Annotated in this window: 24 protein-coding genes; 17 read left to right on the top strand and 7 right to left on the bottom strand. The window is 70.3% G+C overall.

All coding sequences use genetic code 11. The annotated features are described in order from the left end of the window. Position 1 precedes the first annotated feature (1 nt). Entirely contained in the window at positions 2-1,480 is a 1,479-nt protein-coding gene (locus tag AB0M24_RS04515) for a carboxylesterase family protein (RefSeq protein ID WP_363761572.1), read from the bottom strand. A gap of 5 nt (positions 1,481-1,485) precedes the next feature. Next, a complete protein-coding gene (locus tag AB0M24_RS04510; RefSeq protein ID WP_363760990.1) occupies positions 1,486-2,970 on the bottom strand; it encodes a carboxylesterase family protein in 1,485 nt (494 codons plus the stop codon). Between the two features lie 143 nt (positions 2,971-3,113). Here AB0M24_RS04510 and AB0M24_RS04505 point away from each other — a divergent pair, with 143 nt between their 5' ends. The 5 genes from AB0M24_RS04505 to AB0M24_RS04485 all read left to right on the top strand — a co-directional run bounded on the left by AB0M24_RS04505 (position 3,114) and on the right by AB0M24_RS04485 (position 7,642). Beyond that, positions 3,114-3,770: an HAD family phosphatase gene (locus tag AB0M24_RS04505; protein ID WP_363760988.1), complete on the top strand. Its 657-nt coding sequence runs from the start codon at positions 3,114-3,116 to the stop codon at positions 3,768-3,770. After that, complete coding sequence (locus AB0M24_RS04500) at positions 3,767-4,771, top strand: phosphotransferase family protein (RefSeq protein WP_363760986.1); 1,005 nt, start codon at positions 3,767-3,769, stop codon at positions 4,769-4,771. Before AB0M24_RS04505 ends, AB0M24_RS04500 begins: the two co-directional genes overlap by 4 nt. Before the next feature lie 3 nt (positions 4,772-4,774). After that, positions 4,775-5,980: an acyl-CoA dehydrogenase family protein gene (locus tag AB0M24_RS04495; protein WP_363760984.1), complete on the top strand. Its 1,206-nt coding sequence runs from the start codon at positions 4,775-4,777 to the stop codon at positions 5,978-5,980. A gap of 108 nt (positions 5,981-6,088) precedes the next feature. Beyond that, on the top strand, positions 6,089-6,802 hold the full coding sequence (locus AB0M24_RS04490; protein ID WP_363760982.1) for a poly-gamma-glutamate hydrolase family protein: 714 nt from the start codon (positions 6,089-6,091) through the stop codon (positions 6,800-6,802). Between the two features lie 63 nt (positions 6,803-6,865). Further along, positions 6,866-7,642, top strand: a complete 777-nt coding sequence (locus AB0M24_RS04485) for a poly-gamma-glutamate hydrolase family protein (RefSeq protein WP_363760980.1) — start codon at positions 6,866-6,868, stop codon at positions 7,640-7,642. Here AB0M24_RS04485 and AB0M24_RS04480 read toward each other — a convergent pair. Beyond that, on the bottom strand, positions 7,639-8,487 hold the full coding sequence (locus AB0M24_RS04480; RefSeq protein WP_363760978.1) for an LD-carboxypeptidase: 849 nt from the start codon (positions 8,485-8,487) through the stop codon (positions 7,639-7,641). The genes AB0M24_RS04485 and AB0M24_RS04480 overlap by 4 nt on opposite strands. Further along, the gene (locus tag AB0M24_RS04475; protein WP_363760975.1) at positions 8,484-10,370 is read right to left on the bottom strand and encodes a prolyl oligopeptidase family serine peptidase; all 1,887 of its coding nucleotides are present in this window, start codon (positions 10,368-10,370) and stop codon (positions 8,484-8,486) included. Before AB0M24_RS04475 ends, AB0M24_RS04480 begins: the two co-directional genes overlap by 4 nt. Before the next feature lie 78 nt (positions 10,371-10,448). Between AB0M24_RS04475 and AB0M24_RS04470 the strand changes: the two genes are divergently transcribed. The 3 genes from AB0M24_RS04470 (at position 10,449) to AB0M24_RS04460 (ending at position 12,959) form a co-directional block, all read left to right on the top strand. Beyond that, the gene (locus AB0M24_RS04470; protein ID WP_363760974.1) at positions 10,449-11,015 is read left to right on the top strand and encodes a DUF3090 domain-containing protein; all 567 of its coding nucleotides are present in this window, start codon (positions 10,449-10,451) and stop codon (positions 11,013-11,015) included. Positions 11,016-11,017: 2 nt separating this feature from the next. Beyond that, positions 11,018-11,806, top strand: a complete 789-nt coding sequence (locus AB0M24_RS04465) for an SCO1664 family protein (protein ID WP_363760971.1) — start codon at positions 11,018-11,020, stop codon at positions 11,804-11,806. A gap of 118 nt (positions 11,807-11,924) precedes the next feature. Further along, on the top strand, positions 11,925-12,959 hold the full coding sequence (locus AB0M24_RS04460; RefSeq protein WP_363760968.1) for a S66 peptidase family protein: 1,035 nt from the start codon (positions 11,925-11,927) through the stop codon (positions 12,957-12,959). A 5-nt stretch (positions 12,960-12,964) separates the two neighbouring features. On the opposite strand, the gene AB0M24_RS04455 is transcribed toward AB0M24_RS04460, so the two are convergent. Further along, positions 12,965-13,378 carry a hypothetical protein gene (locus tag AB0M24_RS04455; RefSeq protein WP_363760965.1) on the bottom strand — a complete coding sequence of 138 codons (414 nt, stop codon included), beginning with the start codon at positions 13,376-13,378 and terminating at the stop codon, positions 12,965-12,967. A 191-nt stretch (positions 13,379-13,569) separates the two neighbouring features. Here AB0M24_RS04455 and AB0M24_RS04450 point away from each other — a divergent pair, with 191 nt between their 5' ends. Genes AB0M24_RS04450 through AB0M24_RS04435 form a run of 4 tightly spaced genes read left to right on the top strand, consistent with a single transcriptional unit; the run spans position 13,570 to position 16,368 of the window. Then, positions 13,570-14,016 carry a hypothetical protein gene (locus tag AB0M24_RS04450; RefSeq protein WP_363760963.1) on the top strand — a complete coding sequence of 149 codons (447 nt, stop codon included), beginning with the start codon at positions 13,570-13,572 and terminating at the stop codon, positions 14,014-14,016. 5 nt (positions 14,017-14,021) lie between these two features. Then, complete coding sequence (locus AB0M24_RS04445) at positions 14,022-14,723, top strand: aminoglycoside phosphotransferase family protein (RefSeq protein WP_363760960.1); 702 nt, start codon at positions 14,022-14,024, stop codon at positions 14,721-14,723. Between the two features lie 50 nt (positions 14,724-14,773). After that, positions 14,774-15,550 (top strand): aminoglycoside phosphotransferase family protein, encoded by a 777-nt coding sequence (locus AB0M24_RS04440; protein WP_363760957.1) that lies wholly within the window; start codon positions 14,774-14,776, stop codon positions 15,548-15,550. An 11-nt stretch (positions 15,551-15,561) separates the two neighbouring features. Continuing rightward, positions 15,562-16,368, top strand: coding sequence for a DUF3097 domain-containing protein (locus tag AB0M24_RS04435; RefSeq protein ID WP_363760954.1), 807 nt, complete (start codon positions 15,562-15,564; stop codon positions 16,366-16,368). On the opposite strand, the gene AB0M24_RS04430 is transcribed toward AB0M24_RS04435, so the two are convergent. After that, the gene (locus AB0M24_RS04430) at positions 16,349-16,933 is read right to left on the bottom strand and encodes a dihydrofolate reductase family protein (protein ID WP_363760951.1); all 585 of its coding nucleotides are present in this window, start codon (positions 16,931-16,933) and stop codon (positions 16,349-16,351) included. The genes AB0M24_RS04435 and AB0M24_RS04430 overlap by 20 nt on opposite strands. A 168-nt stretch (positions 16,934-17,101) precedes the next feature. Here AB0M24_RS04430 and AB0M24_RS04425 point away from each other — a divergent pair, with 168 nt between their 5' ends. The 5 genes from AB0M24_RS04425 (at position 17,102) to AB0M24_RS04405 (ending at position 21,785) form a co-directional block, all read left to right on the top strand. Beyond that, positions 17,102-17,527, top strand: coding sequence for an NfeD family protein (locus AB0M24_RS04425; protein WP_363760948.1), 426 nt, complete (start codon positions 17,102-17,104; stop codon positions 17,525-17,527). A 31-nt stretch (positions 17,528-17,558) separates the two neighbouring features. Beyond that, on the top strand, positions 17,559-18,755 hold the full coding sequence (locus AB0M24_RS04420) for an SPFH domain-containing protein (protein ID WP_363761570.1): 1,197 nt from the start codon (positions 17,559-17,561) through the stop codon (positions 18,753-18,755). A gap of 146 nt (positions 18,756-18,901) precedes the next feature. Beyond that, positions 18,902-19,324 carry a YciI family protein gene (locus tag AB0M24_RS04415; protein ID WP_363760945.1) on the top strand — a complete coding sequence of 141 codons (423 nt, stop codon included), beginning with the start codon at positions 18,902-18,904 and terminating at the stop codon, positions 19,322-19,324. Between the two features lie 13 nt (positions 19,325-19,337). Then, positions 19,338-20,612 (top strand): DUF6596 domain-containing protein, encoded by a 1,275-nt coding sequence (locus AB0M24_RS04410; protein ID WP_363760942.1) that lies wholly within the window; start codon positions 19,338-19,340, stop codon positions 20,610-20,612. Positions 20,613-20,696: 84 nt separating this feature from the next. Then, entirely contained in the window at positions 20,697-21,785 is a 1,089-nt protein-coding gene (locus tag AB0M24_RS04405) for a hypothetical protein (protein WP_363760939.1), read from the top strand. A 36-nt stretch (positions 21,786-21,821) separates the two neighbouring features. Here the strand turns inward: AB0M24_RS04405 and AB0M24_RS04400 are convergent, their stop codons facing one another. Next, positions 21,822-23,240, bottom strand: coding sequence for an amidase (locus tag AB0M24_RS04400; protein ID WP_363760936.1), 1,419 nt, complete (start codon positions 23,238-23,240; stop codon positions 21,822-21,824). Between the last annotated feature and the right edge of the window lie 18 nt (positions 23,241-23,258).

Below are 23,258 nucleotides of genomic sequence, written 5' to 3'. Positions count from 1 at the left end.
GCTACAGGATGGACGACCAGAACCCGCACTGGTGATCACGGGCGAAATCGGTGCCCTTGATTGCTCCAGGTGCCAGCGACTGGACCTCCGAACGCCATCCCGGATCGCCGGTGCGCGCGAACCGTCCCCACGCGGCGATCATGTAGTCCGACAGCTCCCGCTGTTTCGCGTCGAGCGGGGCGTTCATGTCGAACAGGAACATCAGTTCGGACGCGTGGAACGCCTTGTAGTCCGGGAACGGCGGCAACGGGAAGATCACCGGCGCGTCCTGGTCGGCGAACTCGTAGCCGGACACCCGCTGATGCCGTCCCAGCTCCTTGCGCGCGACCTGCGTCGCGCAGGCCCACGTCTTGTCGGTCAGCGACGCTGCCATCTCGTCGCGCGCGTCGTAGTTGCCGTTGACCGGGTACCGGGCGAGTACCTTGTCCGCGTTGCGTTCCCCGTAGAGCTGCGCCAGCACGTCGCGGTAGCCGGACTCGGGGATCGGCTGCGGGTAGAGCAACGGCACGAACAACGTCGCCTCGTCGTGCGTCGAGCCCACCATCGTCGGTACGTGGTGCATCCGTCCGGTCTTCTGCGCGACCACGGGGTTGATCGGCAGCACCGCTGTGTCGTAGGCGGGCCAGTTGAACTGGTCGTGCACCGTCAGCAGCTTGTCCACCGGCTGGGCCCGCAGGCACGCGAGGTCCGCGCACCCGAGCGTGCCGGCACCCTGCTTCTCGACGTCCGCCCGTGCCCGCCACACGCCGCTGAACTCACCGGGCGCGCCGGAGGGGAACGTCAGCCCGCACGGACCCGACTGGATGATCGCCTTCGCGAACAGCCCCGCGGCCTTCGGTGACGCCAGCTGCGCGCAGACACTCAGCCCGCCGGCCGACTCGCCGAACACCGTGACGTTGCGGGCGTCGCCGCCGAACGCGCGGGCGTTGCGCTGCACCCACTTCATCGCCGCCTGCTGGTCCGCGAGGCCGAACGCGCCCGAACCCGCGAGTCCGGGATAGCCGAAGAACCCGAACACACCCAGCCGGTAGTTCACCGTGACGACCACGGCGTCGTTCTTCGTCGCCAGCCACCGCGCGTCGTACGCCGTCGCCGATCCCGCGGTGAACCCGCCGCCGTGGATCCACACCATCACCGGCCGCGGCTTGTGCGGGTTCTTCGCCGGCGTGACCACGTTCAGGTAGAGGCAGTCCTCGGTCTGCGACGGCGGCTGCCCGAGCTGCGGGGTCTGCGCGCAGATCGGCGCTGGCTTCGTCGCGTCCCGCACCCCCTGCCACGCCGGCGCCGGCTGCGGGTCGCGCCACCGGTTCTCGCCGACCGGCGCGGCGGCGAACGGGATGTTCCCGAACGACCGGTACGTGCCGGTCACCGTTCCTGACACCAGGCCGTTGTCGGTGCGCACCACAGATCCGTTGTCGTCCGCGGCTGCTACACCGACGACCGAGAACGTCATCGCCGCCGCGATCACGGCGGTCAGCATCTTTCTCACAGTTGCTCCCAAAGGTCGCAGTTGTGGTCCTTCGCGAAGTCCGTCTTGCGCACGTCACCCGCGGCCAGCCACTGCACCCCGGCGCCCCAGCCCGGGTCGCCGGTGCGCGCGAACCTGCCCCACGCGGCGATCATGTAGTCGGACAGCTTCTGCTGGCCCGGCGTCAGCGGAACGCCGAGGTCGAACAGCAGCGGCAGCTCCGCGGCGTGATACGCCTGGTAGCCACCGGGGAACGCCGGCATGTCCGGGAAGATCATCGGAACGTCCGCGTCCGAGAAGTCGTAGCCCGACACCCTGGTCACGCGGTCGAGCTCCTGCCGCGTGACGTGCGTGCCGCACGCGAACGAGCTGTCGGTGAAGGCGGCCGCGATCTCGTCGCGCGCGTCGGCGTTGCCGTTGACCGGGTAGCGCGCCACGATCCTGTCCGCGGCGGCCTCGCCGTAGAGCTGGGCGATCTGCGCCCGGTACCCGGACTCGGGAACCGGAGCGGGGTAGAACAGCCCGACGAACAGCGTCCCCTCGTCGTGCGTCGAGCCCACCATCGTCGGCACCCGGTGCACGCGCCCGGTCCGTTGCGCCACCGCCGGGTCGATCGGCAGCACCCTCGTGTCGTACGCGGGCGTGCCGAACAGGGCGTGCACCTCGAGCAGCTTCGTCACCGGCAGGTTCCGCAGACACGCGACGTCGGTGCAGCCCAGCGGCTGCGCGGCACCGAGCTTCTCCACGTCCTGCCGCGAGTTCCACCCGCTCGGCACGCCTGGCAGCTTCACCGCGCACGGGCCTGACTGGATGATCGCCTTCGCGAACAAGCCCGCCGCGCGCGGTGACGCCAGCTGCGCGCACACGCTCAGGCCGCCGGCCGACTCGCCGAAGATCGTGACGTTCGCGGGGTTGCCGCCGAACGCGCGGGCGTTGCGCTGCACCCATTTCAACGCGGCCTGCTGGTCGGCGATCCCGAACCCGCCGGACTCGGGCAGGCCCGGATAGCCGAAGAATCCGAACACACCCAGCCGGTAGTTGATCGTGACGACCACGGCGTCGTTCTTGGTCGCGAGCCACCGAGCGTCGTAGGAGCTCGCGCTGCCGCTGGTGAACCCGCCGCCGTGGATCCACACCATCACCGGCCGCGGCTTGTGCGGGTTCTTCGCGGGCGTGGTGACGTTCAGATAGAGACAGTCCTCTGTTTCCGAGGCGGGCTCGCCGAGCCCCGCGGACTGCGCGCACCTCGGGCTCGGTTTCGTCGCGTCCCGCACGCCCCGCCACGCCTGCGCGGGCTGCGGGTCCCTCCAGCGGTTCTCACCGACCGGGGGAGCGGCGAACGGGATGGTGCCGAACGTGCGGTACGTGCTGGTCACCGTGCCGGACACAGCACCTTTGTCGGTCTGGACGACCCGGCCGCCGCCTTGCGCCCCAGCGGCCGGTACCTGGACGACGGCGAGCGCCATCGCGGCGGCCGCGGCCACCGTCAGGATCCTTGACATCGTGTTTTGACCCCCTTCGGACTCGAACGTATCGAGGTCCGGGAAGGCCGGAAACCGCTTTTAGGCACATGTACCGGTCAACGAAAGTCGATGTTCGCCGTCCCCTGTTGCCGACATACCGACCGGTCGGTACCCTCCGACTCGTGGGTGACACTTCTCTTCCGGAACAGCCGCTCGTCGACGCGTTGGTGTTCGACTGGGGCGGGGTCCTGACGGTCTCCGTGCCCGAGTTCGTCGGCCAGTGGTTGCACACCGAGGCCATCGACCGCGAGGTCTACGGTCGCATCATGCGCGACTGGCTGGGCCGCGACGCGCTGCCGGACAACCCCGTCTTCCGCCTGGAGACCGGCGAGCTGACCGTGCCCGAGTTCGAACGCCTCCTCGCCGCCGAGCTGATCACCACGTCAGGTGCGGCGATCGAGGAGGACGGCCTGCTCAAGCGCATGTTCGGTGGCGCCACCCCGGACCCGGCGATGGTCGAGCTCGTCCGCAAGGCCCGCGCCTCGGGCCTGCACACCGCGCTGCTGTCCAACAGCTGGGGCGAGGGCTACCCGAAGGACCTGCTGATCGAGCTTTTCGACACCGTCGTGATCAGCGGCCGCGTCGGCATGCGCAAGCCCGACCAGGCGATCTACCTCCACACCCTCGAGCGGATCGGCCTGCCCGCCGGTCGCGCCGTGTTCTTCGACGACGCCCCGCTCAACGTCGAAGCCGCCCAGGCCGTGGGCATGCACGCGTTCCGCCACACCACCGCCGACGACACCCGCACGAACCTCGCCACCCTCGGAGTGAACCTGTGACCGACCTTCCCGGCCTCGACCTCGGGGCACTCGCCACACATCTGGGCACAGGACCGCTGACCGGCGAGCTGTTCCCCGGCGGCCGCTCCAACCTCACCTACCGCGTCACCGACGGCACCCAGCGCTGGGTCCTGCGCCGCCCGCCGCTCGGTCACGTGCTGGCGACCGCGCACGACATGGCCCGCGAGTTCCGCGTGATCTCCGCGCTGGAGTCCACGTCGGTGCCCGTGCCGCACGCGCACCAGCTCGTCGAGGACACCTCGGTCATCGGCGCGCCGTTCTACCTGATGTCGGAGATGCCCGGCGTCGCGCTGCGCGAACGCCGGCAGGCCCCGTGGCTCAACTCCGAGAAGGCCACCGTCCTGTCGCGCAAGCTCGTCGACGTGCTCGCCGACCTGCACTCGGTCGACCCGGCGTCCGTCGGCCTGGAGGACTTCGGCCGGCCGGAGGGGTTCCTCGCGCGGCAGGTGAAGCGGTGGGGCAAGCAGCTCGACGCCTCCCGCAGCCGCGACCTGCCCGGCATCGACGAACTGCGCGCCAAGCTCGCCGACACCGTCCCGGACTCGGCGAAGGTCGCGATCATCCACGGCGACTACCGCCTCGACAACGCACTCGTCACCGAGTCACCGCTGCGAATCAGCGCCGTCCTCGACTGGGAGATGGCCACCCTGGGCGACCCGCTCACCGACCTCGGCCTGCTCTACGTCTACTGGCAGGGCCTGGGCGTCGACAACGACCCCATCACCGGCAGCGTCCCCTCGATGCCCGGCTTCCTCTCCGCCGACGAGCTCGTCGCCCGCTACACCGCCCGCACCGGCACCGACACCTCCGGCCTCGGCTGGTACATCGCCTTCGGCTACTTCAAGCTCGCCGTCATCGTCGAAGGCATCCACTTCCGCTTCGCCAGCGGCAAAACCGTCGGCGCCGGCTTCGAGAAGCTCGGCGCGTTCACCGTCCCGCTCGTGCGGCAGGGACTCGCCGCCGCCCACAAGGAGCTCTGAGTCATGGACTTCGCCTACGACGCCAAGACCGAGGAACTGCGCACCCGCCTCCTCGCTTTCATGGACTCCCACGTCTACCCGGCCGAGGCCGTGCTGGAGCAGCAGCTGCACGACGCCGCCGACCCGTGGGAACGCCAGCCCGTCCTCGAAGGGCTGAAGGCCGAGGCCCGCAAGCAGGGCCTGTGGAACCTCTTCCACCCCGAGCACAGCGACGGCCTCACGAACCTGCAGTACGCGCCGCTCGCCGAGATCACCGGCCGCAGCCCCCACCTCGCCCCCGAGGCGCTGAACTGCGCCGCGCCGGACACCGGCAACATGGAGGTGCTGACGATGTTCGGCACCGACGAGCAGAAGAAGCAGTGGCTGCAGCCGTTGCTCGACGGTGAGATCCGCTCGGCGTTCTGCATGACCGAACCCGACGTCGCCTCCTCCGACGCCACGAACATCGCCACCCGCATCGAACGCGACGGCGACGACTACGTCATCAACGGCCGCAAGTGGTGGTCGTCCGGCGCGATGAACCCCAACTGCGCCATCTTCATCGTGATGGGCAAGACCGACCCCGACGCCGACCGGCACCGCCAGCAGTCGCAGATCCTCGTCCCGCGCGACACCCCCGGCATCACCGTCAAGCGCGCCATGAGCGTCTTCGGCTACCAGGACTACGCCCACGGCGGCCACGCCGAGATCGTCTTCGAGAACGTCCGCGTCCCCGCGTCGAACCTGATCGCCGGCGAGGGAGAGGGCTTCGCGATCGCCCAGGCCCGCCTCGGCCCCGGCCGCATCCACCACTGCATGCGCCTGATCGGCATGGCCGAACGCGCCCTCGAGCTCATGTGCCGCCGCGTCTCCTCGCGCGTCGCGTTCGGCAAGCCCATCGCCGCCCAGGGCGTCGTGCACGAGTGGATCGCCGAGTCCCGCGTCCGCATCGAACAGGCCCGTCTCCTGGTCCTCAAGACCGCGTGGCTGATGGACACCGTCGGCAACAAGGGCGCCCACACCGAGATCCAGGCCATCAAGATCGGCACCCCGCTGATGACCGAATGGGTCCTCGACAAGGCCATCCAGGCCCACGGCGGCGGAGGCGTCAGCCAGGACTTCCCGCTCGCCGAGCTCTGGGCCGCCACCCGCACCCTGCGCATCGCCGACGGACCCGACGAGGTCCACCGCATGTCGCTGGCCAAGCGCGAGCTCAAGAAGTACCTGTAACCGCGCTGTTCAGGGGTGGCGAGCCCGGCCCGCCACCCCTGAACCACGCAAGACTCACCCCGCCGGTCGGCAGCCGACCGGGTGACGCCAGGTAGGCTTCCCGCCGCCATGAGACCCCAGCCTCAGTGGGCGGCGTTAGACGTCTACGCGTCCAACTCCGACCTCTACGCCGATCCCCGACTGGTGGAACGGGTGGACTACCGGCGTCGCTTCAAGCGGCACCGCCCCCGCACGCCCTCCGTCGTCCTCGCCCCGCACGGCGGCGGCATCGAGGTCGGCACGTCGGAACTCTGCCTCGCCATCGCGGGCTACCACCCCGGAACGCGCGTGCCGATCGGCCAGACCCACGACTACTGGATGTTCGAGGGCCTGCGGTCGGTCGCCAACGACGAACTGCACGTCACCTCGTCCAACTGCGACGACCGCGTGGCCCGCACCCTCGTCACCGGCGCGCACCACGCGCTCGGCCTGCACGGCTGCACCGCCGCCGCGGCGGGCCTGGAGGACCACGACCGGGCCGTGCTCGTCGGCGGCCGCGACGCGCTGCTGCGGCTGGAGCTGCTCACGAGGCTGCGCCGCGCCGGGTTCCACACCGTCGACGCCGTCGACCACCCGATACTCGGCGGCTACGACCGGTCCAACATCGCCAACCGCACCCGTTCCAGACAGGGCGGTCAGCTGGAGCTCACGACGCCCCTGCGCAACGCGATGTTCGCCGAGAACTCCCGCAACGACCGCCGGCACACCACCACCGAGGTCTTCTGGGACTTCGTGCACGCCTGCCGCGCCGCGCTGGCCGCCCGCGAAGCCCTGAACAACTGAAAGTGTTCATCAACTGAGCACTTTCCGGCCGCACCCGCCACGGCGACCCCCTACCGTTCGGGCATGGGGACTTCCAGACGTGTGTTTCTCGGGTTGATGGCTGCGACTCCGCTGCTCAGCGCCACCACGGCGCACGCAGCTGGGTACGCCACCTACAGCGACCTCTACCGCGACCCGGCCCTGCGCGAAGGCGTGGACTGGGGACGCCGGATCCAGCGGCACACCCAGTTCGGGCGGACCGCGGTGTTCGCCCCGCACGGCGGCGGCATCGAACCCGGGACCTCAGAGCTGTGCCTCGCGATCGCCGGCTACCACCCCGCCACGCTTCAGCCGTCCGGCGCGGTCCACGACTACTGGATGTTCGAAGGCCTGCGCTCGTCCGGCAACACCGCACTGCACGTCACCTCGACCGGCTGCGACGACCACTACGCCCGCTCCCTCGCCGCCGGAGCGCTCAACGCCGTCGCGCTGCACGGCTGCACCGTCACCGAAGCCGAACGCGACTGGCGCCCGCTGCCCGACCAGGCCTGCGCCCTCGTCGGCGGCGCCAACACCGACCTGCGCACCCGCGTGATCGACGCGCTCTCCAGTGCGGGCATCGCGGCGGTCGACGCCTCCTCGCACCCGGACCTCGACGGCGGCGACTCCACGAACATCGTCAACCGCACCCTGCTCGCGGCCGGTGTGCAGGTCGAGACGACGACCCCGCTGCGCGCCGGCATGTTCACCACGAACACCGCCGCGCAGCGCAAGAACACCACCACTCAGCTGTTCTGGGACTTCACCGACGCGGTGCGCGAGGCGATCGCCGGGCTCGAAACGACCCAGCGGATCCTCTAGACCAGTCGCAGCGACCGGGTGGAGGTGTCCAGCACCGCCTCCACCCCGAGCTGCAGCGACCACTGGCCGGCGCAGTGCCCGAACCCGAAGTCACCCAGGATCGGCACGCCCAGCCCGGACAGCCGGTCGTGCAGCACCGGCGACACGTCACCGCAGTCCGTCCACGACCCCAGCACGATCCCCGACACCGGCTCGAACCAGCCCGACCGCAGCAGCTGCGTCAGGATCCGGTCCAGCCGGTAGGGCTCCTCACCGATGTCCTCCAGCAACGCGATCGCACCGTCGACCGGCGGCGCCCAGCGCCACCCGCCCACCGCCGCCGCGAGCAACGCCGCGTTCCCGCCCGTGAGCACCCCACGCGCGGTTCCCGGCACCACGGGTGTTCCGGCCGTCCACGACGACACGCCCTCGAACAACACCGCCCGAAGCCGTTCCTGCGCCAGCGGGTCGTCGACGAAATCGGACGTCCCGGGCATCGGCCCGAACACCGTGGGGAAACCGACGGCGTTGAGCTCGGTGTGCAGCACCGTCACGTCCGACGAGCCGACGAACACCTTCCGGGGCAGGTTCTTCCACGGCACCCGGTCCGCCATCCGCAGACACCCGTACCCGCCCCGCACGCAGATCACCGCGGCCACGTCGGAGCACCACGCCTCGGTGAACTCGACAGCCCTGGCGTCGTCCGATCCCGCCAGGTAGGGCAGGGACCACGGCTCCACCACAGGTGTGGTGACCTGAAGGCCCCACGAGCGCAGCACCTCGACACCCGCGGCGACCTTCGACGCGGCGGCCGGGCCGGCCGGTGACACCAGCGCGACCCGGTCCCCGGGAACCAGCAAACTCACTGGGACAGTTCCAGCACCGGCACACCCGGCGGCACGAACCCGAACACCTGCCCGTAGAACGACAGCTCCGCCTCCAGAGCCGTCTTGATGTTCTCGGCCTTGCGGAACCCGTGCTGCTCACCCTCGAACGTGATGTACGCGTGCCGGATCCCCGAGCCCGCCAGATCCGCCGCGAACCGGTCCGCCTGCTCCGGCGGGCAGATCTCGTCCTCCAGGCCCTGCAGCAACAGCACCGGACCCGACACCGACCGCGCCTTCGTCGACGGAGACCGCTCGGAGTAGCGGTGCTCGGCCTCGGGCAGCGTGCCGACCAGGCCCTCGACGTAGCGGGACTCGAAGTCGTGCGTCTCGCCGCCCTCCGACGTCCAGCCCTTCAGGTCCAGGATCGGGAACGCCACCATCCCGCACTGGTACACGTCCGTCGACGTCAGCGACGCGGCCGAGGTCCAGCCACCCGCCGAACCACCGCGGATGCCCAGGCGCTGCGGATCCGCCGTGCCCTCCTTCGCGAGCTCCTGGGCCACGAACGCGCAGTCCTCCACGTCCACGACACCCCACTGCTCGCGCAGCCGCTCGCGGAACTCCCGCCCGTAGCCGGTGGAACCGCCGTAGTTCACCGCCACGACGCCGATCCCGCGGCTGGTGAAGTACGCGATGTCGGAGTCGAGCTTCGGCAACGCCCGCCCGGTCGGGCCGCCGTGCACGTGCACCACGTACGGCGGCAGCTCACCCTCGGGCGCCGCGAAGTCCGGGTTGGACGGCGGGTACACGTACGCCGGGATCTCCCCGAACGACCGCTCCACCGGCACCGGCAGATACGCGTCCTCCGGCGACGAGTCCCCGCCGGTGAGGTAGGTGAGCTCGCCGTTGGACAGGTCCAGGCGCACCACGGCGTACTCCGACGTCGGGCCCGCCGCGCCGCAGATCACCACGCCGTCGCGCACCGACAGCTCCGACGCCCACGTCGGCAGGTCGGTCTGCACGTCGGTCACCGTGGCGCTGCGCTCGTCGAGCACCGCGAGGTGACCCGACCGGATCACCAGGTACCGGCCCGGCGAGAGCGTCGCGAACCAGCGGTTGCCCAGCCGCCACATCGGCCCGCCCAGCTCCTCCTCGCACGGCGCGAGGTTCGTGCGGGAGCCGTCGGGGCCGATCCGGAAGAGGTTCCACCAGCCGTCCGGGTCTGTCAGCGCCAGCAGGGAGTCGCCCTCCCACTCGAACTGGCACACCGCCTCGGTCTGCGAACCCGACACGACGCGGTGGTCGGACGACCCGATCTCGGCGACGCACAGTTCGGTGCCGTCCCACGGCATCTGCGGGTGGTTCCAGCCGATCCACGCGAACTTCGTGCCATCAGGACTGATCTTCGGGCCGGTCATGAAGTGGTGCGACGAGCCCAGCACCCGCACCTCACCCGACGGCGTGATCGCCACCAGGTCGCGCCGCACGTCGGTGCGCGCGTCACCGGTGATCGTCTCCCGCACGCACCACACCTCGCCGTCCGGGCCCGCGGACAGGTCGGCGTAGCGCACCCCGTGGTGGCGCTCCGGTTCCGGCGTCAACGGAGTCGGCTCGGGCGAGTCCGGGTCGAACACGTAGACGCGCTGGTCGTCCCAATGCGTGAACGCCACCCTGTCCTCGGCGAGCACCACGAACGGCCTGCCGCCGTACTCGTGCACCCGGTTGCGGGCGTTCCACGGCGCGGGCAGCACCTCGGCACCGTCGCGCACCAGCGCCACTCTGCCGCCCTCGGCAGGCCGGCTCTCCGCCCACCACACCCGCTCACCGTGCAGGTCGGCCCACTGGAACCCACCACCCGGCTTCGAGGTGTCGCCGGCCGTGATCGGCGAGGTCCAGGTTCCGTACGAAGCGATCTTCACCACAACCCGACCCTATACGCGGAGTGTTTGGTGGGGGAGGACCTGCCGACGATCTCCGCGTGGCCTAGGGTCGTAAGGGCCATGGCTCGTGTCATCCACGTATTCCGCGCACCCGACCGGTTCGTCGCAGGAACCGTCGGGCAGCCCGGCGACCGCACCTTCTACCTGCAGGCTTCCGAGCAGAGCAGGCTGATCAGCGTCGCCTTGGAAAAGCAGCAGGTCCAGGTCCTCGCCGAGCGCATCGGCTCGCTGCTCGAGGAGGTGCACCGCCGCTTCGGCACCGACGTGCCCGACGACCCGCCACCGGACGACCTCGACACCGAACCGCTCGACGTGCCCGTCGAGGAGGAGTTCCGCGTCGGCACCATGGGACTCGGCTGGGACGCCGAGTCCAAGGCCGTCGTCATAGAGCTCCTCGCGGTCTCCGAGGAGGAGGTCGACGAGGCCGTCGTGCTCGACGACACCGAGGAAGGCCCCGACGCCGTGCGCGTCTTCCTGTCCCCGGGAGCGGCCCGCGCGTTCGCCGAACGCGCCGACCGCGTCGTCAACGCCGGCCGCAAACCCTGCCCGCTGTGCGCGGAACCCCTCGACCCGGACGGCCACATCTGCCCGCGGCAGAACGGCTACCGCCGCACCGAAGAAGACTGACCATGGACACCGCCGCGGCCCTGGAACTGCTCAACCACGGCCGCATCGAGGTCGAGGGCCGCCTCGTCGACGCCTCCAACGCCACCTTGTTCTGCAAGATCTCGTTGGACGGCGTCGACGCCCAGTGCGTCTACAAGCCCGTGCGCGGCGAACGCCCGCTGTGGGACTTCCCGGACGGCACGCTCGCGGGCCGCGAGGTGGCCACCTACCTGATCTCCGCCGCCTCCGGCCTGGACCTGGTGCCGCCGACCGTGCTGCGGCCCGGCCCGTTCGGCTCCGGCATGGTCCAGCTCTGGGTCGACACCCGCGAAGAGGACGAGCTCGTCGACATCGTCGGCGTCGACGACGTCAAACCGGGCTGGATCCCCGTCTTCCACGCCCACGACCGCTTCGGCGACCCGGCCGTGCTGGTGCACGCCGACCACCCGCGCATCGCCCTGATGTCCGCCTTCGACGTCGTGGTCAACAACGCCGACCGCAAAGGCGGCCACGTCCTGCACGCCGTCGACGGCGGCGTGTACGGGGTCGACCACGGCATCTGCCTGCACACCGAACCCAAACTCCGCACCGTCCTGTGGGGCTGGGCCCGCGAACCCCTCGGCGCCCCCGTCGTGGAGTCGCTGCGCCGTCTGAGATCCGCGCTCGACGGCGAGCTGGGGGAGTCGCTGCACGACCACCTCACCCGCGCCGAGGTCCGCGCCGTCGGGGAACGCACCGACAAGCTCCTGGCCGCCGGGGTGTACCCCGAGCCTTCCGGAGACTGGCCCGCCATCCCCTGGCCCGCCTTCTGATCTCGTCGGCGGCTTCGAGCCGGTGAGCGACGTCGGCGCAACGCAGGTGGTGTGGTGAAGCCAATGCTTCCGCTCGTTGGCGGCTGAGCCGTCCGCGTTCCGTTTACGCTCGGCAACCATGTCGTTGATCAACCCTGCCAAACCCCAGCCCGGAGACCGCGTCGCGATCGTCTCCCCGGCCGCCGGCCTGCCGGGCCTGTACCCGCTGCCCTACGAGCTGGGCCTGCACCGCCTCAAAGCGGACTTCGGCCTGCACCCCGTCGAGTACCCGGCCACCCGCAAGATGGGCGCCACCCCGCAGGAACGGGCAGCGGACCTGCACGCCGCGTTCGCCGACCCCACGATCAAAGCGGTGATCGCGACCATCGGCGGTGACGACCAGATCACCGTGCTGCCGCACCTCGACGCCGAGCTGATCACGGCGAACCCCAAGCCGTTCTTCGGGCACAGCGACAACACGAACATGCTGCTGTGGCTGCACAACCGCGGCATCATCGGGTTCTCCGGCGGCAGCGTCATGGTCCAGTTCGGCAGGCCCGGCGCCATGCACCCCACCAGCGAGGGCTCGCTCAAGGCCGCGCTGTTCACGCCCGGCGAGTACCGGCTGACCGAGAGCCTCGCCTACGGCGACAAGGACAGCCCGTGGGAGGACGCCGCCACCTTCGACACCGAACCGGCGCTCGAACCCAGCGGTGGCTGGATCTGGCACCAGCCCGACCGGGTCGCCGAGGGCCGGTCGTGGGGCGGCAACCTGGAGATCCTGTCGTGGCTGATGATGGCCGGCAAGGAGATCAACGACCCCGAGCACTACGACGGCCGCGTGCTGTTCTTCGAGACCTCCGAGGAGATGCCGACCGACGTCGAGGTCTACCGGATCCTGCGCAACATGGGCGAACGCGGCCTGCTGCAGAGGTTCGCCGCGGTGATGGTCGGGCGCGCCAAGTCGTGGTTCTTCACCGACCAGGACACCGACCGCGCCGCCTACACCGCGGCCCAGCGCGCGGCGGTCGTCAAGGCGTTCAGCGAGTACGCGCCCGAGACGATGATCGTGTTCGACGTCGACCTCGGCCACACCGACCCGCAGGTCGTCATCCCCGTCGGCGGCACCATCCGCGTCGACGGACCCGCGCGGACGATCACCGTCACCTACTGAGGCCCCTACCTGCCGGCGGTCCTGACGGCGGCGAGCAACGACACCAGGCTCGGGATCGGCTGCGGGCTGCGGCGCGGCGGCACCGCCCACACCACCGGGCCCTCGGGAGCCTGGCTCGGCGGCAGCATCACCTCGACCAGGGGCCACGGCGCCGCGGCCAGACCACGCGGCACCGCGAGGAACACGATCGACTCCGGCCGGTGGGGCAGCCGCACCGCCGGATACGACACGCGGTGCCCGGCCAGGTGCTCGGCCAGCGTGATGGCCTCGTCGCACGGCACCGCCAGCCCGATCACGTGCGAGGCCTGGGAGAACACCAGCCGGGTGCCGCTGACCTCGGTCGTCCAGCCGTAGTCGATCGCGTACTGCAGCGACGCGCGCGCCAGCCGCAGGTCGAACCGTTCCATCGTGGAGGTCATGAGATTTCCTCGAACAGGGGGTTGATGCAGCACAACACGACGCCCAACGCCGAGAGGTTCACCACGTCTCAACGGGGATATTCCGTGCGCATTGTTATATCCCAATTGAGATGGGTCGCGATTGACGTGCGGATCATCGTGCCCCTATCTTCTTCAAGGCGTTCTGACCTGCAAAAACATTTGAATTGTGAATGCGGGAAACGGTTGACATGGCCTATTTCGAACGGATCGTCGTGGTCGGTGCCGCCGATCTCGGCGCAACGGCAGCCGCCGGTTTGGCCCGAAGATTCGGGCCGGTTCACCTGATCGGACCAGGAGCCGACGCGCTCGCCGAGATCGGGGTCCGGCGCTACCCGCTCGCCACCGTCCGCGACTTCGACCTCGACACCCCCGCGGTGATCGTCGACAACGACGGCGGCCGCCTGCAACGCCTCGTGTGCGACCGGCTCGTCGTGGTCGGCTGGCCCGTCCCGCTGCTGCCCGCCAACAGGTGGGTGATCGACGGCAAGGTCGCCGTCGCCGGGGACGGCGCGGACCTCCAACTGCTCGCGACCTGCTTCGACGCCAACGGACTCTGGCGCCCGGCACTGGCCGATTACCAGTTCCGGCGCCAAGCGGGAGCGGACTCGCTAGCCTGAGTTGGGTGATCGATGAGGACGCCAGATCCAGGCTGATCAGACGTTTCGGCGACGACGTGACCGGGTGGATCGACGCACTGCCTGATCTGGTCGCCACGCTCACCGCACGCTGGGGCCTCACCGTTGAGAAGCACATGCCCGGCGGCACCGGCACCACCTTCCTGTGCGCGAACGCGGTGCTGAAGGTGACCCCGGACCACGACATCGCCGCGCTCGAAGCCCGCGCGCTCACCGCCTGGGCCGACACGCCCGCGATGGTCGACCTCCTCGACGCCGACCTCGCCCGCGGCGCCCTGCTGCTGCACCGGCTCGACCCCGGCACCCCCGCGACCGACCCCGCGCTCGTCGTGCCCGCGCTGCACGCCGCGAACCCGGCCGGCTTCCCGCCGTTGAAGGCCCGCGTCGACTTCCTCTTCGAGACGGTGCTGACCCGCCGCACCGGCAGCTACTACGCCACCGAGCACCACCGCGCCCGCAAGCTCGCCGACGACACCGTCACACCCGTCCTGCTGCACGGCGACATGCACCTCGGCAACGTCCTGCATGGCCCCGCGGGCCCGGTCGCGATCGACCCGCGCGCGTGCGTCGGCGACCCGGCGTTCGACTGGATGGACTTCGTGCACGACGGCCACGACCTGCACGGCGCCGACGTCGACCTGGACCGCGTGCACGACTGGCTGAGCGCCTTCAAACCCTTCTACGGCTAGAAACGGAACGATCGATGCTCAGCGCGCGTCAGCCCGATAGCGTCGGCTGAGTGCTCACCGACGCGGACCGCACCTGGCTGATCAGACGCTTCGGCGACGGCGTCACCGAGTGGATCGACGCGCTGCCTGGCGTGACCGACGCGCTGGCCGCCAGGTGGGGCCTCACGATCGAAAAGCTCCTGCCTGGAGGCAACGGCGCTGTGTTCCTGTGCGGGGTGGATGGCCGGCATCACGTGGGTGGCGGCACCGGCGCTCTCCACCTCGGTGACCCGGCGCACGGGCACGCGGTCCTCAAACTGACCCCGGACCTCGAGGTCGCCGCCCGCGAAGCCCGCGCCCTCACCACCTGGGCCCTCACGCCCGCGATGGTCGGCCTGCTCGACGCGGACCCGGCCTCCGGCGCCCTGCTGCTCGAAGCGATCACACCCGGCACTCGTGCCACCGACCCCGCCCGAGTGCTGCCCGAACTGCACACCGCGGACCCGTCCGGCTTCCCACCGCTGATCATGCACGTGAACTTCATGTTCGAGGTCGTGATCACCAACCTCACCGGCACCTACCCCGCGGCCGAACACGCCCGCGCCCGCGAACTCGCTTCGCACGACGTCAAGCAGGTGCTCCTGCACGGCGACATGCACGAGGGCAACGTCCTGCAGGGCCCGCACGGCCCGGTTGCCATCGATCCCCAGGCCTGCGCGGGCGATCCGGCGTTCGACTTCATGGACCTGGTGCACGACGGCCACGACCTGCACGGCGCCGAGGTCGACCTCGACCGCGTCCACGACTGGATCGCTGCCTTCAAACCCCTCTACGACTTCTGGGGCTAGGGTCTCGGGTCGTGCGATCTCACGACTACGGCCGCGACATCCTCTCGACGCCCAAGCGCAAGAAGGTCCCGGAGGTCCCGGCCGAACCCGGCCTCGTCGTCGAGGACCCGGCGAGCGGCTTCTGCGGCGCCGTCGTGAAGTTCGAGTACGGCCAGGTCGTGCTGGAAGACCGCCACGGCCGCCACCGGCTCTTCCCGCTCAACCCGGCCGGGTTCCTGCTCGACGGCCAGCCGGTCACGCTCGTCAAACCCGCGCCCCAGCCGCAGAAGCCGAAGATCAGCGCGTCCGGTTCGGTGCGCGTCGAGGGTCTGCGCGCGCAGACCGCCAAGGCCAGCCGCATCTGGGTCGAGGGCAAGCACGACGCCGAGCTCGTCGAACGCGTCTGGGGCCACGACCTGCGCGTCGAGGGCATCGTCGTCGAGCCGCTCGACGGCGTGGACGAGCTGCCCGCCCGCATCGCCGAGTTCGGCACCGCCTCCCACCGGCGCCTCGGCGTGCTGGTCGACCACCTCGTCGCGAACTCCAAGGAACAGCGCATCGTCGACCGGATCCACGACGACAACGTCCTCGTCACCGGGCACCCGTACGTCGACATCTGGCAGGCCGTGAAGCCCCAGGCCGTCAAGATCAAGGCCTGGCCCGTCGTCCCGCGCGGGGTGCCGTGGAAGGAAGGCGTCTGCGCGGCGCTCGGGTGGGGCGAGACGTGGGAAGGCTGGCAGCGCGTCCTCGGGTCGGTCAGCAGCTACCGCGACATCGAGTCCGACCTGCTCGGCGCTGTCGAGCGGCTCATCGACTTCGTCACCGTCCCGCAGGACTGACCGCCGGTTCGACCCGCGAGTAGTGCGCGACGATCACACCCTTCGTCGTCGTGACACTGCTCGTGAGCTCGAACTCCGTCAGCGGAGCGGGATCCCCGAACAGGCGCGTACCGGTGCCCAGGGTCAGCGGGTGGATCACCAGCGTGTAGTGGTCGACCAGCCCCGCCGCGTGCAACGAGCGGACCAGCGCCGTGCTACCGACGATCGCCAGGTCACCGTCCAGCGCGGCCACCTCGTCGACCCCGCGCAGCAGCACCGAGTTCTCCCACTCCGACGCGTCGTCGAGACTGCGGGACACGACGTACTTCGTCGTGGCGTTCATGTGCGCGGTGAACGGGTTGCCGTCGGTCGCCGACGCCCACACCGTGATGAAGTCCTGCCAGGTCCGCCGCCCGAACACCATCGCGCCGGTGTGCGCCATGCCCTTGCCCATCTCGGCGGCCAGCACCTCGTCGCCGTAGGGAGCGGCCCACCCGCCGTGCTCGCACCCGTCCTCACCGGCCCGTCCTGGCGCCTGCACCACGCCGTCGAGCGTCATCATCATCGTCGCGGAGATCGATCGCATCGCCACACCTCATCCGTCCGTCGTGCCGTTGTCACCGGTTACACGAACGGCCGAACCGCGTTTCGACACGCCATCAGACATAGCTCGTTGATCGATTTCGTTACGGTCAGGGGCCCAGCACGGTGAATCTTGGAGCCGGGTCGTCCCCGTTGGTGTATGTATGGGCCCATGGCCGCGCTGATCTGGCTGATCGTCGGGATACTCCTCGTCATCGCCGAGGTTCTCTCCGGTGACTTCGTGCTGGTCATGCTCGGCGCCGCGGCACTGGCCGCGGCGGGCGTGACCGCACTGGGTGCCGGTGACCTGGTGAGCGTGCTCGTCTTCGCGGCGTCGTCGGTCGGCCTGATCCTCGGGGCCCGGCCGTTCGTCAAGAAGCGGCTGCAGCTCGGCTCCGGCATCAAGATGCACCACGAGGCGCTGCTCGGCGCCAAGGCCACCGCGGTGTCGCAGGTGGACGAGCACGGCGGGCAGATCAAGATCGGCGGCGACACCTGGAGCGCGCGCACCCTCGACGGGTCCGTGGTCGAAGCAGGCGAAGCCGTCACCGTTGTCGAGATCTCGGGAGCGACCGCCGTGGTCATCGCGGCTGTGTGAACCCAGAAGGATGTGAACCGAGTTGGACCCGATCACCGCTGTGGTCGTGGCCGTCATTGCGATCTTCGTGCTGACCATCGCCGTCAAGTCGGTGCTGGTCATCCCGCAGGCGCAGGCCGCCGTCATCGAACGTCTCGGCCGCTTCCGCACCACCGCGGCGCCCGGCCTGAACATCATCGTGCCGTTCATCGACAAGGTGCGGGCCCGCATCGACCTGCGCGAGCAGGTCGTGTCGTTCCCGCCGCAGCCGGTGATCACCCAGGACAACCTGACGGTGTCCATCGACACGGTCGTGTACTTCCAGGTCACCGAACCGCGCAGTGCGGTGTACGAGATCTCCAACTACATCGTCGGTGTCGAGCAGCTCACGATCACGACGCTGCGCAACCTCGTCGGTGGCATGAGCCTCGAGGAGACGCTGACCTCGCGCGACCACATCAACGGCCAGCTGCGCGGCGTGCTCGACGAGGCGACCGGCCGGTGGGGCCTGCGCGTGGCCCGCGTGGAGCTGAAGTCCATCGACCCTCCACCGTCCATTCAGGACTCGATGGAGAAGCAGATGCGCGCCGACCGCGAGAAGCGCGCGATGATCCTGACCGCCGAGGGCCAGCGCGAGTCGTCCATCAAGACCGCCGAGGGCCAGAAGCAGTCGCAGATCCTCGCCGCCGAGGGCGCCAAGCAGGCCGCGATCCTGTCCGCCGAGGGTGAGCGGCAGTCGCAGATCCTGCGCGCGCAGGGTGAACGCGCGGCCCGCTACCTGCAGGCCCAGGGTCAGGCCAAGGCCATCGAGAAGGTCTTCGGCGCGATCAAGGACGGCAAGCCGACGCCGGAGGTGCTGGCCTACCAGTACCTGCAGACGCTGCCGCAGATGGCGCAGGGCGACGCGAACAAGGTCTGGATGATCCCGTCCGACTACGGCAAGGCCCTCGAAGGGTTCGCCCGCATGCTCGGCGCGCCCGGCGACGACGGCGTCTTCCGCTACGAGGCGCCGGCGGACAACGACACGCGTCCCAGGCCGGAGGACGACGACGAGTCGGTCGCCGCGTGGTTCGACACCGCGTCGGACCCCAGGGTCGCCGAGGCCGTCGCCGCCGCGGAGGCCGTGGCGCGCAAGGAGGTGCCCGGCCCGCTCTCGACGACGCCGCGTTCGGTCAGCGCGTCGTCGACGTTGCCGGAGCTCGAGGCGGAGGCGCCTCGGTCGCTGCACCAGCCCGACGAACAGGCCTGATCCAGGCACCTGAGCGGCCCGTCCCGATCACCGGGGCGGGCCGCTCGACTTTTTCCGGGGCTCGTGTCGATCGAACGGCATGCCTGTTCGACCTGAGCGTGAAAGGGTCCACAACGGACCCGCACGAACCACTGGGAGAGACAGACATGAAGTTCATGCTGATCTGGCGCGTGACCTCCGACGAGGCCTGGGGCAACCTCGGCGAGATCGACTTCGACCAGATGCTCGAGACCGTCGGCCGGTTCAACGAGGAGCTGATCGAGGCCGGTGTGCTGATCGCCGCCGAAGGCCTCGCACCCGCCGAGGAAGGCGTGGTCGTCGACTTCGGAAGCGAGCCGCCGGTCGTCACCGATGGCCCGTACGGCGAGACCAAGGAGCTGTTCAACGGCTTCTACCTGATCAACGTCCCCACCATCCAGGACGCGGTCGAGTGGGCCAAGCGCACCCCGATGACCGCCGCGGGCTTCAAGACCGAGATCCGCCGCGTCCCCACGATCGACGAGTTCCCGCAGGACAACGAGTGGATCAAGAAGGAACGGGCCTGGCGCGAGTCGACGGGCCAGCTCTGATCTCATTAGCCGCATGAGCGACCCCACGGGACGCAAGGCTGTGGCGGCGGTGTGGCGCATCGACTCCGCGAGGATCATCGGTGCGCTCACCCGCTACACCGGCGACTTCGCGCTGGCCGAGGACCTCGCCCAGGAAGCCCTGGCCGAGGCTCTGGTCACCTGGCCGCGCGAGGGCGTGCCGAACAACCCGGCCGGCTGGCTGCTCACCGTCGGGCGGCGGCGCGCGATCGACGCGTTCCGCCGCCGCAGCAACCAGGACGCCAAGTACGCCGCGATGGCCCACCACCTGTCCGAGGGCGGCGCGCTCACCGGCGCCGACCCCGCTCCGGCACCGGACGACGTGCTGTGGGACCCGGACCAGATCGACGACGACACCCTCGCCCTGATCTTCACCTCGTGCCACCCGGTGCTCTCGCGCGAAGCCGGGGTCGCGTTGACGTTGCGCGTGATCGGCGGTCTGACCAGCGACGAGATCGCGCGGTCGTTCCTGGTGCCGACCGCGACCGTGCAGGCCCGCATCACCCGCGCCAAGAAAACCCTCGGCGCGGCGAACGTGCCGTTCGAGGTACCCCCGGTCGCCGAACGCCCCGCCCGGCTGGCCCAGGTGCTCAGCGTCCTCTATTTGATCTTCACCGAGGGCTCGTCGGCGAGCTCCGGCGACGAGGTGATGCGCCTGGACCTCGCGGGCGAGGCGCAACGGCTGGCGCGGATCCTGTCGCGGCTGATGCCCGAGGAACACGAGGCCCACAGCCTGCTCGCCCTGCTGGAACTGACCGCCGCCCGTTTCCCGGCCCGGCGTGGCCCGGACGGCGAGACCGTGCTGCTGGAGGACCAGGACCGCCGCCGCTGGGACCGCTCCGCGATCGCCCGGGGACGTGCGGCGCTGGCGAAAGCCGCCGACATCGGCCGCGGCTACGGCTACTACGGCCTCCAAGCGGCCATCGCCGAGTGCCACGCTCTGGCCCCATCGGTCGACGAGACCAACTGGAACCGCATCGTCGTCCTCTACGAAGCGCTGGGCCGCCTCGCCCCGTCGCCGGTCGTGGAGCTCAACCGCGCGGTCGCCGTCTCCATGGCCCAGGGCCCCGCCGCCGCGCTGCCGATCGTCGACTCGCTGAGCGACGCCGACGCGTTCAAGGACTCCCACCAGCTACCCGGCGTGCGCGGAGAGTTACTACGCCGATTGGGAAGGCTCGACGAGGCCCGCACCGAGCTGGAACAGGCAATTCGCTTGTGCGGCAACGAACGCGAGCGCGCCGTGCTGTCCCGCAAACTCGCCGAACTGTAGGCGAGTGACCACGTGGGGTGAACCTTAAATCCGTTAGGGCGACATCTGTTCCACTCGACCGGGTGACGCGGGAATGATGTTGTAATGGACTCGCTGCCCGCTACCGTCGCCTCCGCCCTCGTGGAGGCCGACAGCGAGAACCCAGAGAGCGATTCGGGCTGGCCAGGTCGCTGGCAGGCGCTGACCGCCGTGTCCGTCGAGCTCCAGTCGCTGCTGGTCACCGACCCCGGCCCGGAGCTGGTGGCGCTGATCGAGCAGATCGTCACCCAGCTGGCCGACGGGGTCGCCGGCACCCGGAGACACCGCGTCGAACTGGCCGAGCTCGCCCACCGCGTGCTCGCCATCCACGCCCGCGCGTGCGCCCAGACCGAGCCCGACCCGATCCGCCTGGCCGACTGGCTCCTGGACCTGCAGCTGCAACACCCGGAAGCCCCCGACGTGAGCCTGTCGGGCTACGCCGACGCGCTGGACGACGAAGGGCTGCAGCACTACCGGGCGCGGGCGGTGGAGCTGTTCGAGCCGCTGCCGGTGATCGGGTTCGGCGAGACCGGCCGCTACGACCGCGCCCGGTGGGCCCGGCTGAGGGTGATGGAGGAGCTCGCCGAGTACACCGAGGACGTCGACCTGCAGCTGCTGGTGCTGTCGAAGGACCTGTCGTCGGGCTGGCACTACCTGCAGGTCGCGACCGTGCTGCGCGACAACGGCCGTTCCGACGAGGCGCTGGAGTGGGTGGAACGCGGGCTGCGCGCGGTCGGTGGGCGGGGTGCGGCGCTGCGGTTGATCGACCTGGCCGTCGAGGAACACCTCAGACGGGGTGCGCCGGAGCGGGCGGTCGCGGTGTGCCGGGAGGCGTTCTTCGCCCGGCCCAACCTCGACATCTACCTCAAGATCCGCGCGCTGGTCGTGCACACCGACGAGTGGCCACCGCTCAGGGCGCAGCTGGTGAACCACCTCGTGCAGGACGGCAGCCGGCTCGCCGTCGAGGTGTACCGGCGGATCGTGGAGGTCGAGCTGGCGCGGCGCGGGGTGGAGGAGCAGGACCTGGTCGTCGAATGGCTCGAACAACTACGCGGCCTGCAGCCTGACGCGTTCGCGGACTACCTGGACCACATCAAGTCGCGGCACGTCGCCGACCGTCAACTGCTCGACGAGTTGTCCAAGCGCGGACTGTAGGCGTTTCCATTTCGGATAGTCCGTACTCGTAATATCCTACTTCGCATGACCGAGGCCGGAGGGGGTTCGGTCCGCCCACGGCCGAGCGCGCTCCAGCTGGGCGGACACCGAGAGCAGCGTGCACTCGTCGTGACGGCGGCCCACGAGCTGCACCGCGAGCGGCAGACCGGACGAGGTGCGGCCGGCGGGAACGGCGGCGGCCGGGTTGCCGACGACGTTCCACATCTGCAGGAACGACGTGTAGTGCGACGCCGCGAGCAGCGCCGAGACGACGTTGCGGCCGTCCCACTCGCCCACGCGGATCGGCGGCCGGGTCAGCGCCGGGGTGAGCAGCACGTCGACCGAGGTGAAGATCCGGTTCGCGTACGCGGTGAGCGACGCGTCGTCCTTGAGAGCCCACCGCACCAGGCCGCGCGGCAGACGGCGGCCCAGCGCGCCGACCGCGCGGGTGCGGGGCTCGACGAGGTCCGGGAACTCCATCTCCTGCCGCGCCAGCTCCGCGTTGTGCAGGTACCGCACGGCGAACTGGGTCGAGGCGACGACGTCGCGCATCGGCGGGTCGAGGCGCACGACGTCGTGGCCGAGGTCGGTGAGCAGCGCGGCGGTGTCCTGCACGGCGTCGCGGACCTCGTCGGCGATCGCGATGCCCGGACCCCACGGCCGCAGCGACACCCCGATCCGCAGCGTGCCCGGATCGGTGGTCGCGGCCTCCACGAAACTCGTGCGCGGCGGATGGGCCACGTGCACGTCACCGGGGGCGGCGCCGTGGATCTGGTCGGCGATCAGCGCCCAGTCGAGCACCGTGCGGGTGAGCGGCCCGGCGACGACGAGCCCGCCCCACACCTCCCGCTCGGGGGACAACGACACGCGGCCGCGCTGGGGCTTGAGCCCGAACAGACCCGTGACGGCCGAGGGGATGCGGATCGAGCCGGCGCCGTCCGTGCCGATCGCCGCGGCCGCGAGACCCGCCGCGACCGCCGCCGCCGAGCCGCCGCTGGACCCGCCTGGGGAGTGCGTGAGCGACCACGGGTTGCGCGTCGGCCCGGCCCAGCCGCTCTCGGTGTAGGGCCAGAGTCCCAGTTCGGGCATGCGGGTGCGGCCGATGATCACCGCTCCGGCGTCGCGCAGCCGTCGCACGATCGCGGAGTCCGCGGGCTCGGGGGTGCGGGCGGCGTTCGTGCCCTTCGTCGTGGGCAGGCCCTCGACCGCGATGTCCTCCTTGACCGCGATCGGCACGCCCAGCAACGGCAGGTCCTCGCCTCGGCGTTCGTCTGCCCGCGCGGCCTCTGCCAGGGCTTTCTCGGCGAACACCGCGCGGAAGGCGTTGAGCTGCGGGTCGAGCCGGGCGATGCGGTCCAGGTAGCCGGCGACCAGCTCACGGGCGGTCACCTCGCCGGACCGCACGGCCTGCGCCTGCCTGGCGACCCCGGCGAACCACAGCTCTGTGAGTTCCATGAAACGACCCTAAGCGCC

The sequence above is a fragment of the Lentzea sp. NPDC051838 genome, from assembly GCF_040681245.1.
GTDB lineage: Bacteria > Actinomycetota > Actinomycetes > Mycobacteriales > Pseudonocardiaceae > Lentzea.
Note: the sequence above shows the minus strand (reverse complement) of the source record. Positions and strands in the feature narration are given on the sequence as shown.